The sequence below is a fragment of the Limobrevibacterium gyesilva genome (assembly GCF_025989185.1).
GTDB classification, from domain to species: Bacteria; Pseudomonadota; Alphaproteobacteria; order Acetobacterales; family Acetobacteraceae; genus Limobrevibacterium; species Limobrevibacterium gyesilva.
In genome coordinates this window covers 278,268-292,869 of record NZ_JAPDNT010000002.1, presented here as the reverse complement: position 1 = coordinate 292,869, position 14,602 = coordinate 278,268, and the positions used below count along the sequence as shown (strand labels likewise).

Here is a 14,602-nt window from a genome sequence, read left to right as displayed (position 1 = left end):
TCGTAACATATTGAACTGACGAAGAAACATTCCGTGGCATCAAAGCTGCACGGCGCGAGGGGCGGCGCGTGCTGCCCGAAACGCGGTCAGGCGGCCGGCGACAGACACGGGAGAGACCGACACATGACCCCTCGCAGGACGACAGGACGTCTGCTCGCGGCCGCCGGGCTCGGTGCCCTGGTGGTCGGGTTCGCGGCCCCGGCGCACGCCCAGTTGGCGGTGACCCCGGCCGGCGCGGCGCTCGGCTTCACGCTGACGAGCTTCGTCACCGGCTTTCCCAACAACGGCGTCGGGCCGCTGGGCATGGCGGTCAACAGCGACGGCAACGTGATCGTCAACTCCAGCACCGAGAACAGGAACTACGTGTTCAGCAATGTCACCAACCAGACATTGGCCAACGCGCTGAGCTCGACCGCCTTCAATGCCTTCCCGCCCGCCTATGCGGCAAGCGGCGGCGTGGTCTACGGCAGCGGCGGGTTCAGCGGCGCGAACGCGAACCAGTTCATCAGGTTCAACAACAACGGCACGGTCAACACGGTCTTCTCGAACATCGCCTCGCATAACGGCATGTGGACCAATCCGGTCGATGGCCACATCGTCTCCACCGGCAATGGCGGCCAGTTGCTGGATATCAATGTCAGCACCGCGATCCCGACCGTGCGGGTGATCAACAGCGTCGGCGGCAATTCGGATGGTCTCACCGTCTCGCCTGACGGCAGGACCGTGTACGGCGCCTTCAACGGCGTGACCGGCTGGGACTACGTCACGGGCGCACAGGTGTTCAATGCCAGCATCGCCGGCTCGGACGGCATGGGCATCATCGCCAGCAGCAACAGCCTCAACGGTGACATCGTCGTCAACACCAATTTCGGGCAAGTCGTCCTGATCGACCCCGCCACCCACGTGCAGACCATCATCGCCAGCGGCGGCAGCCGCGGCGACTACACGGCGCCGAACCCGCTCGACGGGTCGCTGTTCCTGACCCAGTCGGACCGGATCCTCGAACTGGGCTGCGGGTCCGCCTGCGGCATCGGCGTCGCGCCGCCGCCGTCGAGCGTGCCCGAGCCGGCGAGCCTGGCGCTGCTGGGGTTCGGCCTGGTCGGGCTCGGGCTGGTGCGCCGGCGCCGCTGACCCAGACCCGGACGCAGGGCCGGCCCCGTTGGAGCGGCGCCCGAGTGGGCGCCGTTTCCATGTTGCAGCCCTTCCGCCTTTACGCAGCGCAGCCGGGATATGCGCGATCGTCCGCGATGATGGTGGTTACGTCCTGTTTAAGTAAGGAAATAACAAAACAGAGAATGTGAAGTCAGATACAACGAAATGTTATCGCATCCGCCTGCAAGTCACGTAACCATCACAGATTTGTAAAGAAACGGTGTAAAGAAACCTTTACACGATTTGGCTGAAATACCAGGAAGATTGCGCAAAACTGTCAATTCTATTTGACAGTGAACTACTCATGTCCGTTTGTTGCATGTGTAACATATTGAATAGATACGCAAAACCTCTGTGGCATTGAAGATGCTTGGCGGGAGCAACGGACACTGCCCCCGGATTCCCGGACAGATGGCGGCAGGCGACCGGTGGCGTCGGCTTCACCGTTAAGCGGAACCGAAAGAGAGGACGTGATGAGAACAGTATTGTTCGGGGCGGTCGCCCTGCTTGGCCTCGCTGCGGGCCGGGCGGATGCGGCGGTGACCACCATTCCGGATTCGGCGCTGATTCCCTCGAATTTCCTGTACACCGACATCATCGGCGGCGGGATCGGCAACGTCGTCGTGACCACCGGCGGCGGCAACGCCGCCAACGTGGGCAACCCGTCCGGCCGCAATGACGACGGCTTCAGCGGGCCGATCAGTCTCGGCTTCACGCTGACTTTCTTCGGCCAGAACTACACGACGATGTTCATCAACAACAACGGCAGTGTCAGCTTCGGCAGCGGCATCTCGGCCTTCATTCCGACGGGGCCGCAGGGCGCCACCCAGCCCATCATTTCGCCCTTCTTCGGCGACGTGGACACCCGTGGCGCCGCCAGCGGCGTGGTTCACATGCGCAACGACATCCCCAACGAGCTGATCGTCACATGGGACCATGTCGGCTTCTTCAGCGAGCACACGAGCGCGCTCAATACCTTCCAGCTGGTGCTGCGCGGCCCGGACTACGTCGTTCCCTTCGGTGAGGGCGACATCGGGTTCTTCTATGGAACGATGGGGTGGAGTGCGACCGATACGAATCAGGTCGCCGCGATCGGCTTCGGCGATGGCAACGCCAACGGCGAGGTGTTGCAGGGATCGCTGGACCCCGGGCTGAACCGGATTGTCGACCACAAGAAGATCTGGTTCGACCCGAACCTGGTGGTGGTGCCGCCGACGGATGTGCCGGAACCGGCGACGCTCGCGCTGCTCGGCGCCGGGCTGGTCGGCCTCGGTGCCGTGCGCCGCCGCCGCTGACGCCTGGGCCGGCCGCCGCACCTTTGCGCAACGGCGCCCGAACGGGCGCCGTTTGCGTGCCCGGGCCCATCCAGTCGTTACGGCGTGCAACCGGGACATGCGCGATGGTCATTGACGCCACCGGGCCGGGGCGGGCACCTAGGTGCCAGGCGATGTGGTTGGGAGACTCGGCGATGCGTCGGATGGTGGTGGTGGGGCTGCTGCTCGCCCTCGGGGCCTGCACGGTCATGGAACCCGACAGCCAGCGTTACGTCGTGTTCTTCCAGGAATGGTCCGCCGACATGGACGCCACCGCCAGCGGTTCCGTTACGGCCGCGGCGGCGTGGGCGAAGCAGCACCCGAGCGCGCCGGTGATCGTATCCGGCTATGCCGATCCCGAAGGCAGCCCGCAGGCCAACAAGGACCTGTCGCGCCTGCGGGCCCAGGTGGTCGCCGACGCGCTGGTGGCCGATGGCGTCGCTCTGGCGCGCATCCAGCGTCAGGCCGTGGGCTCGGTCGATTACGTCATGAACTCGCTGGAAAGCCGCCGGGTGGAGATCGTCGTCGGCCGACGGTAAGCCGCGGGCTGACCCGATGACGATGGCCGAGGCCATGGCGATCGCGGGCGAGGCGCCCCGCGCCGTGCTGCGGCGGGTGTTCGGCTTCCCCGCCTTCCGCGGCCTTCAGGAGGAGGTGGTCGAGCACGTCGTGGCCGGCGGCGACGCGCTGGTGCTGATGCCGACCGGCGGCGGCAAGAGCGTCTGCTACCAGGTGCCGGCCCTGTGCCGCCCGGGTACGGCGATCGTGATCTCGCCGCTGATCGCGCTGATGGACGACCAGGTGGCGGCGTTGCGCCAGTTGGGCGTGGCCGCCGGCGCGTTGCATTCCGATCTTGACCCCGAGGAGCAGCGGCGCATCGGCCGCGAGCTCGATGCCGGGCACCTCGACCTCGTCTATGTCTCGCCCGAGCGGCTGCTGAGCCACGGCACGATGGAGCGGCTGCAGCGGCGCGAGATCTCGTTGCTGGCGATCGACGAGGCGCATTGCGTCAGCCAGTGGGGGCACGAGTTCCGCCCGGAATATCGCGAGCTCGCCTGCCTGCCGCAGCGCTTTCCCGGCGTGCCGCGGGTGGCGCTGACCGCGACCGCCGATCCGCGCACCCGCGCCGACATCCTGCACGCGCTGGACATGGGCGACGCGCGCATGTTCGCGGCGAGCTTCCACCGCCCGAACCTGAACATCGCCGCCGAGCCCAAGGCCGGCGAGACGGCGCAGCTGCTGGCCCTGCTGAAGCGCCATGCGGGCGATGCCGGCATCGTCTATTGCGGCAGCCGCAACAAGACCGAGCGCATCGCCGCCTGGCTGGGCGGCAAGGGCGTCTCGGCCGTCGCTTTCCATGCCGGGCTGCCCGCCGAGGAGAAGCGGGCGGCGGCGGCGCGGTTCCGCTCCGGCGAGCCGGTGGTGGTGGTGGCGACGATCGCTTTCGGCATGGGCATCGACCGGCCGGACGTGCGCTTCGTCGTGCACCTGGACATGCCCGACAGCCCCGAGGCGTATTACCAGCAGATCGGCCGCGCCGGGCGCGACGGCGACGCCAGCGAGACGCTGCTGCTGTATGGCGGGGAGGACATCGCGCGCGCCCGCTATTTCCTGCAGAGCTCGGCGGCCCCCGAGGCGCAGAAGCGTGCCATGCGCGGCCGGCTGGAGGCGATGATCTCGCTGACCGAGACGGTGGAATGCCGCACCAGGGCGCTGCTGGCCTGCTTCGGCGAGGAGCTGGCGGGGCCGTGCGGGCATTGCGACAACTGCGTCGCCCCGGTGGGCACCTTCGACGGCAGCACGGAGGCGCAGAAGGTGCTGTCGGCGGTGTATCGGACCGGGCAGCGCTTCGGGGCGATGCACGTGATCAGCGTGCTGATGGGCAAGGCAACCGATGCGATTCTGCAGCGGTCGCATGACACGCTGCCGACCTTCGGCGTCGGCGCGGATCGCAGCCAGGGCTTCTGGCGCGGGGTGATCCGCCAGCTGATCGCCAAGGGCGCGCTGAACGTCGAGACCGGCGAGTTCGCCACGCTGAGCCTGATCATGGACCGCGCCCGCCCGATCCTGCGCGGCGAGGAGAAGGTGATGCTGCGGGCGGATGCGCCGGTGGAGAAGGATCGCCGCCGCGGCTCGCCCGATCGCAACGGCCGGGTGAAGCCGGCCGCCGCCGAGGGATTGTCGGCCGAGGCCGGGTCGTTGTTCGACGCGCTGCGGCTGTGGCGCTCGTCGGAGGCGAAGGCGCAGGGGGTGCCGCCCTATGTGATCTTCCACGACGCGACGCTGCGCGAGATCGCCGCGGTGCGGCCGGCGACGCTGGACGAGCTCGGCCTGGTGAAGGGCGTGGGGGCGTCGAAGCTGGCGCGTTATGGCGCGGGGGTCCTGGAGGTGCTGCGGCAGGGGTGAGGGCCGGGGATCGTATGCCAGGGCAAACGGGCGTCCTGCCCCTGGAGCCCGCCGCGATGGCTGCATGAGCGCCTTGGCTTCGCGATCACGCGCGAGGACCGGTTCAAATTCGACATGCGGCTCGACCGTGGGCCGACGTCGTGAATGATACCAACGGCCCTTGACGATGACCCTTCCATCGTCAAGGGCCGTTGGTATCGCGCGCCGATCCGCTTGCGGCACGCAAGCGCGTGCCTGTCGCGGGCTTGGTGGGCGGCGGCGCACAAAATAACGACTCATACCAGCGGTCATTCTTCATGGCCGCTGGTATGGTTCAACGCGTTCTCCGGTCATCGGAAGAGTCTGTTTCGGCCCGGCGCTGCGCCGACAGATGAGCAGCCGGCAGATGCCAGCCATATCTGATCGCCATGAAGCGAAGGCCGAAGCACAGAACCGCTCCGGCCGGAGCCGAGACACCATAAGAAAGATCGAGTGCATCGCCGATCACGACGACAGATGCGCCAGCCAGGGCTGCGACGGCGTAAAGGTCTGAACGCAATACCTGCGGGATCTCCGCGAGAAGAACGTCGCGCGTCAGGCCGCCGCCGATGCCGGTCAACATGCCCAGAAGGGCGGCCGCCACCGGGTTAAGCCCGAACTCGATCGCCTTTTGCGCACCGGCGGCGGCGAAGAGCGACAGTCCCGCCGCGTCGAACAGGAGCACGGGGCTGCGCAGCCTGTCGACGCCAGCATACCAGAAGAAGGTGATGAGTCCGGCCAGGGCCGAAACCAACAGATATTGCCCATCGGCGAGGGCAGCCGGCGGCACCGCGCCGATCAACAGATCTCGGGTAATCCCGCCAAAATTTCCGGCAACGAAGGACAGGACGAGAATGCCGAAAATGTCGAGGCGGCGGTTGACTGCCGCCACGGCTCCGCTGATTGCAAAGACGAAGGTCCCGACCAGGTCGAGAACGTGCAAGAAGCTTTCAATGGCGATCATGTCGGCCCGCCCCGTGCAGGCTTGGCGCATCCGTCCGCAACACGTGGCGCGCCAACGGAAATGCCTGATGCGTACGCCGGAAGGGGAAGCGCTCAGGTAATTCCACGCAACACGTCCGCTCCAGGTGTTATTCAGCTCCGGCAAAAGGCGTCAGCTCGCTGCCACATCAAGCCATGCCAGCGCGCCGACGACCAGCGCCTCGACGCCTGTTTCCAGGGTCGGATGCACGACCGGCGCGAATTGCGGGCTATGATTGACCGGCAGTTCATTCAGCCTGCCCGCTGCCTTGGCCTTGGCATAAATCCCAGGATCATTGCCGCCCACGAACCAGAACACCGAAGGCACCTGCCATGCGGTGCCGAAGCACCCGAAATCCTCGCTCGCCGGCGCGGGGCCCGTGTGCTTCACCCGGTCGGCGGAAAAATAGCCGCGAAACGCCTCGGCGATGCGGTTGCTCGCGGTTTCATCATTCACATTGAGCGGGTAGCGGTCGAGCGGCGTGATCTCCGGCTTGCGCGGGGCGCCCGAGGCTTCGGCCTCGGCATTGACGATCCGCTCGATCGCAGCAAGCACATGTGTGCGCACGCCGGCGTCGAACGTCCGCACATTGAGCTTGATGACGGCATCGTCGGGAATGACGTTCTCCTTCGTGCCGGCCTGCAGCACGCCGACCGTAACCACCGCCGCGTCGGTTGCCGCAACTTCACGGGAGACGATGGTCTGGAGCCGCAGGACGATGGCTGCCGCCATGACGACAGGATCGATGCTTGCCTGCGGCATCGAGCCATGCGCGCCGCGCCCGAAAAGGCGGATTTGCAGGCTATCCGCCGCAGAGGTGATCGGCCCGGCGCTTCCGGCGACAGTGCCGGCGGGGCCGACCATGACGTGCTGGCCAAGCACAACATTTGGCGTCGGAAAGCGCTGGAGCAGGCCGTCATCGATCATGGCCCGGGCGCCTTGCGCGGTTTCCTCGCCCGGCTGGAAGACGGCCATCAAAGTGCCCTTCCAGGCATGGCGCGCCTGCGACAGCAACGTCGCCGCACCGACCAGCCAGGCGACATGCATGTCGTGGCCGCACATATGCCCCACCGGCACAACGTTCCCGCCGGCATCGGTCGCCGTGATTTTGCTGGCATAGGCAAGGCCGGTGCTCTCTGCGATGGGCAGCGCATCCATATCGGCGCGCAACATCACTGTCGGCCCCTCGCCGTTGCGAAGCAGTCCAACCACACCCGTCTGGCCTACCTCTGTCGTCACCTCGTAGCCGGCCTTACTGAGCCTGTCGGCGGCGATGCCGGCCGTTCGCTTCTCCTGCATCGATAGTTCAGGATGGGCGTGGATGTCCTTGTAAAGCGCCTCAAGATCGGGCAGCAACGGGCCCAGATTCCTCAGGATGGCGGAAGCGCCTTTGGCGGAGATGTGTTCGGCCATGATCAGCTCCTGCGCGTGCTCTGCGGATGACCTCACGGCGATGCGCTTACCATCTGAAGGCAGGGCGCTGCGCCGCCCGCAGCTGGTGAGGCATCTTGGTTGAGGCTACGCGGTGAGAGCGGCGGTTGAAAGCTGATCGTGTCTGGCTTGTGCCGGAGTGCAATATCCGAGCAGCGCGGGCCTGAGAGCCTGACCGCATAAGGGTTGAGTGATTTCAGAGGGTTGTGATTCCGTAATGCGTGCAATGCTGTCCAGCAGGCCAACTGCACCCGTCTTTTTTCAGATGCGCCGCTGGTGCTGCCTGCCGCCCGCTTCTTTGCCGCGCGCCGCATCCTCGGCAGCCTGGCATTCCGCCGCTGGCTCCAGCGGGTAGAGCGGCACGCGTCGGCGGCGGTAGGTGAACGTCGACAGGTCGGCCGTGGTGACGCCGGGGGTCGCGACCCAGATCAGCTCGCGCGCGATCGGCTCCATCGCCGGGCGGGGCGAGTGAACGCCCTTGGCGACGATGATCTTCGCGTCGCGCGGCTCGATACCCAGCGTGCGGAACTGCTGCAGGCTGGCTGAACCGCCACCATGCGTGGTCAGCACCAGCGTGTAGCCGTCGTCGGTCCGCACCGCGGCGCTCGGCCCGTCGTTGAAGAAGCGGAAGCCGCCATGCGTGGGGCCGGTCTCCTCGTAACGCCCGTCGGACAGCGCGGTGACGGCGCCGCTGATCGCGAAGGGCGCCCCGTGCCGGTCGTCCGTCTTGCCGCCCATCGCCAGCGCGATGCGTCCGCCCACGCCCGCTTCCGCGCAGGCGCGCACCGCCGCCGGGTCGCCGAGCGCCTGCAGCAGGCCGGCGATCCCCAGGCGCCGGGCCGCGTGCAGGATCAGTGTCGAATCGCCGGGACTGCCGCCGCCGACATTGTCGCCGACATCGAACAGCACCACCGGCCCGGCCGGCGCTGCCCTGGCCCGCATGAGCGCCGCATCGATCGGCGTGCCGCCGGTGTTGAGCGCGGCCCGCATCGCCCAGGCGGCCTCGGCGAGCGTGCCCGCGACATCGTCGGCCAGCGCCATGTCGTCATCGGTCACCGCAATGAACGACATGCCCATTTCGGCCACGTCGGCGTAGGGATAGCCCTCCACCACGCTGACCGACAGCACGCCGGGCCGCCGGCGCTGCTGGTCCGCGATCCGCAGCAGGTCCGACATCGGCGCGTCGCTCGTGCCCTGGCAAAGAATGTTGACCAGCAAAGGCGGCGTTCGCAGCGCGGTGCGCGGCCGGATCTCGCCGCGCACCATGCGCAGCACCAGCCGCGCGCAGAGCAGCGCCTGCTCGAACGCGTCGATGTGTGGATTGGTCTGGTACACGGTGGTGACATCGGCGTTCTCGACCATCTGCCGGGACACGTTGGCGTGCATGTCCAGGGCGAGGCCGATCGGCACGCCGGGGCCCACCGTCTCGCGCACGCGGCGCACCAGCTCCCCATCGGCATCCGGCCAGGTTTCCGAAACCGCGGCGCCATGCTGCGGCAGCAGCACGGCGTCCCAAGGCCCCTGGTCGCGGATCGCGGCAACGACGCGGTCCATGATGTGCCCGATCGCCTCGTGCGTGATCGCGCCCATCGGCGTCAGGCGCGTAAAGACCAGCGGCGTGAGCTCGACCTCCGGATCCTCGGCGGCCGCGGCGAAGAACCCGGCCAGCGTCGTCTGCGACGTCGCATATTCATTCCGGATCGCGTCGCCCTCCAGGATGCCGGAGCGCCTGAACTTGTCGAGGCTGGCCGGAACCGACGAGAAGGTGTTGGACTCGTGCTGGAAGCCGGCGGTGGCAATACGGATCATCGCGGTAGACCTCCCGGGCGAAGGGCAACATGTTGCCGCACGCCGGCCGCCTGTCCAAGCGGCCCCGTGGCCCGCGCTGCGGATGCATTTGTCGAAAGGCGGCGCGCTCCGCGCCTTGATGGCGCGGAAGGATGCAGGCTACCGTTCGCAGGGATCAGGGGGAACAGGCCATCATGTCGGACAGCAAATCCGTGGCTCCGGCGTTTGCCGCTGGACTGCCGGCCAGCGAGCACGATCTCGCGCGACGCAGTCTGCTGCGCCTCGCGCTCGCAGGCGTGGCGGTGGGCGCCAGCCCGCTTGCCTTCGCCCAGTCGGGCGGTGCGACACCCAGGCGCGGCGGCCGGCTGACGATCGGCGCGGATGCAGACCCGATCGGGCTCGATCCGAACACCCTGGCGGCGTTCTCGTCCTACGACTTCACGTCGCTGATGTATTCCGGTTTGTTGCGCTGGAACGCCGACATGAAGGTGGAGCCGGATCTGGCCACCGGCTACGAACAGCCCGACGACACCACCTATGTGTTCCGCCTGCGCAGCGGCGTGACGTTCCACAACGGGCAGGCCTTCGATGCCGAGGACGTCAAATACACCTTCGACCGCATCCTGAACCCGGCCACGGCGAGCCCGAGCGCCACGATCTTCTCCAGCATCAAGTCGGTCACCGTGATCGATCCGGCGACCGTGCGCTTCGAGCTCAAGGCGCCGAACGCCGCCTTCCTCAGCTACATGGCGACCAATCCGCTCGGCGTCATCGTGCCCCGCGGCGTCGGCGAGCTGAACACGAAGCCGGTCGGCACCGGGCCGTTCGTGTTCGAGTCCTACCAGCCGAACCAGCAGTTCACGCTGAAGGCCAATCCTGATTATTACGAGAAGGGCCAGCCTTACCTCGATTCGGTCGTGTTCCGGTTCTTCAAGGACCAGGCGTCGCTGACCTCGGCGTTGCGCTCGAAGGCGATCGACATGACCTGGTTCAAGGACCCGAAGGTCTCGGCGCAGATCGTCAGGACCTCGCCCGACCTGGTGTCCGCGCCGGGCAAGACCACCCGCACCTTCCCCGTGTGGATGAACATGAAGGCGAAGCCGCTGGACGATGTGCGCGTGCGCCGCGCGCTGAGCCTGGCGACCGACCGGCAGGCCTGCCTGCAGACCGTGCTTGGCGGCTCGGGCAAGGTCGCCGCGATGATCCCCGAGAGCCATGTCGGCGGCTACGACGGCGCCGGCGAGATGCCGTACTACAAGACCGACGTGGCCGCGGCGAAGAAGCTGCTCGCCGAGGCTGGGTATCCGAACGGCATCGACCTGGGCGACTACAACGTGGTCGCGGCCAACCCGCTGGACGTGAGCTGCGCGCAGATCCTGCAGCAGCAATGGGCCGAAGCCGGCATCAAGGTCGCGATCAAGCCGATGGAGACCGCGCCGCTGCTCGCGATGTGGGTCAAGGGCGAGTACCCGACACTGCTCTCGGTGGCGCTGAGCTGGAGCCCGGACCCGGACGCGATCGTTTCGCGCATGACCTCCACCAACCAGTACGGCAAGTCGATGGGCATGGCCGACGCGCAGCTCGATGCGATGATCGCGGAGGCCCGCACCCTGCTCGATCCCGCGAAGCGGGCCGCCGGCTACATGCAGATCCAGCGGCGGATCACCGACCAGGCCTATGTGCTCGACATCTATCAGTACCCGCTGCGCTGGGAAGCGTGGTGGAGCTACGCCAAGGGCTACGTGCCGCTGGCAGCGAACATCCGCAGCTTCGTGCGGACGACCTGGATCGACAAGTAGCAAGGTGCGAAGGCAGGGCGCGCGCGACGGCGGAGGCTGGCCGTGATCCGCATGGTGGCCGTCCGCCTCGCGCTGACACTGCCCATCCTTCTCGGCGTGTCGATCGTCGCCTTCGTGCTGATGCGCGCATTGCCGGGCGACTTCGCGCAGGCCTCGGCCGGTACCACCGCCATCTCCGCCGAGGCGCTCGACACGATCCGGCGCAATCTCGGGCTCGACCAGCCGGTCTGGCAGCAATATCTGGTCTGGCTGGACGGCGCGTTGACCGGGGATCTGGGCCGCTCCTTCGCCACCAGGCAGCCGGTGACGGGCGAGCTCCTGCCGCGGCTGACGGTGACCGCCGAACTGACGCTGATTGCGGGGCTGATGGCGCTCACGATGGGCGCATGCACCGGGCTCGCCTCCGCCCGGCTGCGCGGCACCACGGACTGGGCGGTGCGGGGGCTGAACAGCCTGCTGCTGGCAGTGCCGAATTTCGTGGTCGCCACGCTGATCGTGCTGCTGGCCGGCCTGTATTTCCCGACGGTCGGGATCTTCAACTACGTTGCCTTCGCGAGCGACCCGCTCGGCAATATCGCGAGCCTGCTGCTGCCGGCGCTGTCGCTCGCGCTGACGGTGTCGGTCACGATCTCCGAGAACACGAGGGCCGCGGTGCTCGAGGTGTCGAGCCAGGACTATGTCATGGTCGCCAGGGCCAAGGGCCTGCGTGCGTGGACCATTCTCGGCAACTACCTCGTGCGCAATGCGCTGACGCCGGTGATCACGGTGACCGGCCTGCAACTCGCGGCGCTGCTGGGCGGCAGCATCCTGATCGAGACGATCTTCACGATCCCGGGCATGGGGCAGTATCTGTTCGATTCGATCGCCAACCGCGACTATCCGGCGATCCAGGCGATCGTCCTCGTCGCCGCGACGATCGTGCTGCTGATGAACGTGGTGGTCGACATCGCCTATGCGCGGGTGGATGCGCGGGTGTCCTATGACTGACGCGCCACGACGCCTGTGGACAAAAGGGCAGGTGATGGTGGCGATCGGGTTCGTGATGCTGGCCGCACTGCTGGCGATCGTCATTCTCGGGCCGGTGATCGCGCCGTACAGTCCGTCGAAGACCTCGCCGGGCTCGCTGGCCGGGCCGAGTGCCGCGCACTGGCTCGGCACCGATTCCATCGGGCGCGACGTGCTGAGCCGGCTGATCATCGGCGGACGCGGCACGCTGCTGATCACCGTCGTCGCGGTGGCGATCGCGCTGGCGGCGGGGCTGGTCCTTGGCCTGGTGTCCGGCTATGTCGGCGGCCGCGTCGACCAGGCGATCATGCGCGTGCTGGACGTCGTGTTCGCGTTCCCCGTCTTCCTGCTGGCGATCGCCGTGGTCGCGGCGCTGGGGCCAACGCTGCAGAACCTGATCCTGACCATCGCCATCGTCTACACGCCCACGCTCGCCCGGGTGGTGCGCGGGCCGGTGCTCAGCGTCAAGCGCTGGGACCATGTCGAGGCCGCCCGCAGCGTCGGCGTCGGCGAATTCGCGATCGCCATCCGCCACGTGCTGCCGCTGGTCGTGTCGCCGATCCTGGTGCAGACCAGCCTGACGCTCGCGAACACGATCTTCACGGTGACCGCGCTGTCGTTCCTCGGCCTCGGGCCGCCGCCGCCCGATCCGAACTGGGGCAGCATGCTCGCCGAGGCGCGGCAGTTCATGGAACTCGCGCCGCTGACCGTGATCGGTCCGGCCGCGGCGATCGTGTTCGCGTCGCTGACCTTCATCGTGCTGGCCAACGGCCTGCGCGAGATGCTCGATGTCGGGAGCCGGTGATGGATGATCCCCGCGCGCTGCTGCAGGTGCGCGACCTTACCGCCCAGTTCAATCGCGATGGCGTGCCGTCGCGCGTCGTGAACGGGATCTCCTTCGACATCGCACCGGGCGAGGCCGTCGGCTTCGTCGGCGAGTCGGGCTGCGGCAAGAGCGTCACCGCGCGTGCGATCATGCGCCTCGCCCCCGAGGGCTCGTCGGTCGCGTGGGGCGGGCGCATCCTTTTCCGCGGCCGGGACCTGCTGCGGATCGAGGAGCGCGAGATGCGCGACATGCGCGGGCGGCGCATCGCGATGGTGTTCCAGGACCCGATGACCTCGCTCAACCCGGTGATGACCGTCGGCGCGCAGATCGACGACATGCTGTGCCGCCACGCCGGCCTCTCACGCCGGGCGGCGCGGCGCCGCACGGTGGAGCTGCTCGGCCTGGTCGGCATCCGCGATCCCGCGCTGCGCGCCGACGACCATCCGCACCAGTTCTCCGGCGGCATGCGCCAGCGGGTGCTGATCGCGATCGCGGTGTCGTGCCAGCCGGACCTCCTGATCGCCGACGAGCCGACAACGGCGCTGGACGTCACCGTCCAGGCGCAGATCCTGCGCCTGCTGATGCGGCTGGGCCGGGAACTCGGCATGGCGCTCATGCTGATCACCCATGATTTCGGCGTGATCGCCGGAATGGTGGAGCGGGTCTACGTCATGCATGGCGGCGACATCGTCGAATCCGGCGAGGTCGACGCGCTGTTCGCCGGGCCGCAGCATCCCTACACGCGCGCGCTGCTGGCCGCGGTGCCGCGCATCGAGACTGCGGGGCGGACCACATGAGCGCCCCTGGGCCGCTGCTGCGGGTCCGCGATCTCTGCGTGACCTTCCCGGCACGGCGCGGCCGTCCGCCGGTCCGTGCGGTGGACCACGTGTCCTTCGACATCGAGCCCGGCCAGACGCTCGGGCTGGTCGGCGAGTCGGGGTCGGGCAAGACGACCACCGGGCGCGCCATCCTGCAGCTGCAGCCGGCAAGCGGCGGCTCCGTGCGACTGCTCGGGCAGGAGCTGACCGCGATGCGGCGCGCCGATCTGCGCGCGATGCGCCGGCACATGCAGTTCGTGCTGCAGAACCCCTATTCCAGCCTGCACCCCCGCATGACGGTCGCGCAGATCCTCGCCGAGCCGCTGACCGTGCACCGCTCGGTGCCGCGAGAGCGGATCCCCGAGCGGGTGGCCGAGCTGATGACGCTTGTCGGCATGGACCCGAAGGTCGTGCACCGCTATCCGCACGAATTCTCCGGCGGGCAGCGGCAGCGGGTCGTCATCGCGCGCGCGCTGGCGGTGAATCCGGACTTCGTGGTCTGCGACGAGCCGGTCTCGGCGCTCGACGTGCGGACACAGGCCCAGATCGTCGACCTGCTGCACAGCCTGCAGGAGAAGCTGCGTCTGTCCTACCTGTTCATCGCGCATGACCTGGCGATCGTGCGCGCGGTCGCCCACCGCGTGGCGGTGATGTATGGCGGGCGCCTCGTCGAGCTCGGCGATGCCGCCCGCGTCTACGACAGCCCGGCGCATCCCTATACGCGCAACCTGTTGGACGCGGTGCCGATCCCCGATCCGGCCCGCCAGCGCGCCAAGCTCGCCGAGGCCGCGCCTGAGCCGCAATTCCGCGGGCGCGACGGCGAGACCGGCCCGTGCGTCTTCGGCGAGGATCACGCGGCGAGCGGAACGCCCGCCTGGCACGAGGTGGCGCCGGGTCACGGCGTGTCGTGCCGCTTCTGGCCGCCCGGCGCGTGCCCGGGGCAGGAACTGCCTCGGATCTGAAATGCCGGGCGTGCGAGGGCGCCGGGCGCAAGCGCTGCGAGGTTCGGTCCAACCGGGGGCGGTGACGATGCGCCGGCGCGGCATGACGATCCGCGCTTCCGT

General features: G+C 67.9%; 12 protein-coding genes. 9 read left to right on the top strand and 3 right to left on the bottom strand.

Translation table 11 applies throughout. The features are described 5' to 3' along the window. The first annotated feature begins 123 nt into the window (after positions 1-123). The 4 genes from OL599_RS05295 (at position 124) to recQ (ending at position 4,871) form a co-directional block, all read left to right on the top strand. The gene (locus OL599_RS05295) at positions 124-1,131 is read left to right on the top strand and encodes an SPASM domain-containing protein (protein WP_264712606.1); all 1,008 of its coding nucleotides are present in this window, start codon (positions 124-126) and stop codon (positions 1,129-1,131) included. Positions 1,132-1,625: 494 nt separating this feature from the next. Then, a complete protein-coding gene (locus OL599_RS05290) occupies positions 1,626-2,447 on the top strand; it encodes a nidogen-like domain-containing protein (RefSeq protein WP_264712605.1) in 822 nt (273 codons plus the stop codon). Positions 2,448-2,620: 173 nt separating this feature from the next. Continuing rightward, entirely contained in the window at positions 2,621-3,004 is a 384-nt protein-coding gene (locus OL599_RS05285; RefSeq protein WP_264712604.1) for an OmpA family protein, read from the top strand. 16 nt (positions 3,005-3,020) lie between these two features. Next, positions 3,021-4,871 carry a DNA helicase RecQ gene (recQ, locus tag OL599_RS05280; RefSeq protein WP_264712603.1) on the top strand — a complete coding sequence of 617 codons (1,851 nt, stop codon included), beginning with the start codon at positions 3,021-3,023 and terminating at the stop codon, positions 4,869-4,871. 313 nt (positions 4,872-5,184) lie between these two features. Here recQ and OL599_RS05275 read toward each other — a convergent pair whose 3' ends face one another. From OL599_RS05275 to OL599_RS05265, 3 genes are all read right to left on the bottom strand, one after another. Continuing rightward, a complete protein-coding gene (locus OL599_RS05275; protein ID WP_264712602.1) occupies positions 5,185-5,853 on the bottom strand; it encodes a trimeric intracellular cation channel family protein in 669 nt (222 codons plus the stop codon). A gap of 150 nt (positions 5,854-6,003) precedes the next feature. Further along, the gene (locus tag OL599_RS05270; RefSeq protein ID WP_264712601.1) at positions 6,004-7,284 is read right to left on the bottom strand and encodes a M20 family metallopeptidase; all 1,281 of its coding nucleotides are present in this window, start codon (positions 7,282-7,284) and stop codon (positions 6,004-6,006) included. A 279-nt stretch (positions 7,285-7,563) separates the two neighbouring features. Then, positions 7,564-9,111, bottom strand: a complete 1,548-nt coding sequence (locus OL599_RS05265; protein WP_264712600.1) for a M81 family metallopeptidase — start codon at positions 9,109-9,111, stop codon at positions 7,564-7,566. Positions 9,112-9,284: 173 nt separating this feature from the next. Here OL599_RS05265 and OL599_RS05260 point away from each other — a divergent pair, with 173 nt between their 5' ends. From OL599_RS05260 to OL599_RS05240, 5 genes are read left to right on the top strand one after another with little or no spacing between them, the layout of a single operon-like run. Next, on the top strand, positions 9,285-10,889 hold the full coding sequence (locus tag OL599_RS05260; protein ID WP_264712599.1) for an ABC transporter substrate-binding protein: 1,605 nt from the start codon (positions 9,285-9,287) through the stop codon (positions 10,887-10,889). Between the two features lie 51 nt (positions 10,890-10,940). Then, positions 10,941-11,876 carry an ABC transporter permease gene (locus OL599_RS05255; protein ID WP_264712746.1) on the top strand — a complete coding sequence of 312 codons (936 nt, stop codon included), beginning with the start codon at positions 10,941-10,943 and terminating at the stop codon, positions 11,874-11,876. Then, positions 11,869-12,699: an ABC transporter permease gene (locus tag OL599_RS05250; RefSeq protein WP_264712598.1), complete on the top strand. Its 831-nt coding sequence runs from the start codon at positions 11,869-11,871 to the stop codon at positions 12,697-12,699. Before OL599_RS05255 ends, OL599_RS05250 begins: the two co-directional genes overlap by 8 nt. Beyond that, entirely contained in the window at positions 12,699-13,517 is an 819-nt protein-coding gene (locus tag OL599_RS05245; RefSeq protein ID WP_264712597.1) for an ABC transporter ATP-binding protein, read from the top strand. The genes OL599_RS05250 and OL599_RS05245 overlap by 1 nt, the downstream gene beginning before the upstream one ends. Beyond that, positions 13,514-14,500: an ABC transporter ATP-binding protein gene (locus OL599_RS05240; protein WP_264712596.1), complete on the top strand. Its 987-nt coding sequence runs from the start codon at positions 13,514-13,516 to the stop codon at positions 14,498-14,500. The genes OL599_RS05245 and OL599_RS05240 overlap by 4 nt, the downstream gene beginning before the upstream one ends. The last annotated feature ends 102 nt before the right edge of the window (positions 14,501-14,602 follow it).

Coding starts and splice junctions, on each gene's coding strand:
- OL599_RS05295 (WP_264712606.1), top strand. CDS start 124: ATGACCCCTCGCAGGACGACAGGACGTCTGCTCGCGGCCGCCGGGCTC.
- OL599_RS05290 (WP_264712605.1), top strand. CDS start 1,626: ATGAGAACAGTATTGTTCGGGGCGGTCGCCCTGCTTGGCCTCGCTGCG.
- OL599_RS05285 (WP_264712604.1), top strand. CDS start 2,621: ATGCGTCGGATGGTGGTGGTGGGGCTGCTGCTCGCCCTCGGGGCCTGC.
- recQ (WP_264712603.1), top strand. CDS start 3,021: ATGACGATGGCCGAGGCCATGGCGATCGCGGGCGAGGCGCCCCGCGCC.
- OL599_RS05275 (WP_264712602.1), bottom strand. CDS start 5,853: ATGATCGCCATTGAAAGCTTCTTGCACGTTCTCGACCTGGTCGGGACC.
- OL599_RS05270 (WP_264712601.1), bottom strand. CDS start 7,284: ATGGCCGAACACATCTCCGCCAAAGGCGCTTCCGCCATCCTGAGGAAT.
- OL599_RS05265 (WP_264712600.1), bottom strand. CDS start 9,111: ATGATCCGTATTGCCACCGCCGGCTTCCAGCACGAGTCCAACACCTTC.
- OL599_RS05260 (WP_264712599.1), top strand. CDS start 9,285: ATGTCGGACAGCAAATCCGTGGCTCCGGCGTTTGCCGCTGGACTGCCG.
- OL599_RS05255 (WP_264712746.1), top strand. CDS start 10,941: ATGGTGGCCGTCCGCCTCGCGCTGACACTGCCCATCCTTCTCGGCGTG.
- OL599_RS05250 (WP_264712598.1), top strand. CDS start 11,869: ATGACTGACGCGCCACGACGCCTGTGGACAAAAGGGCAGGTGATGGTG.
- OL599_RS05245 (WP_264712597.1), top strand. CDS start 12,699: ATGGATGATCCCCGCGCGCTGCTGCAGGTGCGCGACCTTACCGCCCAG.
- OL599_RS05240 (WP_264712596.1), top strand. CDS start 13,514: ATGAGCGCCCCTGGGCCGCTGCTGCGGGTCCGCGATCTCTGCGTGACC.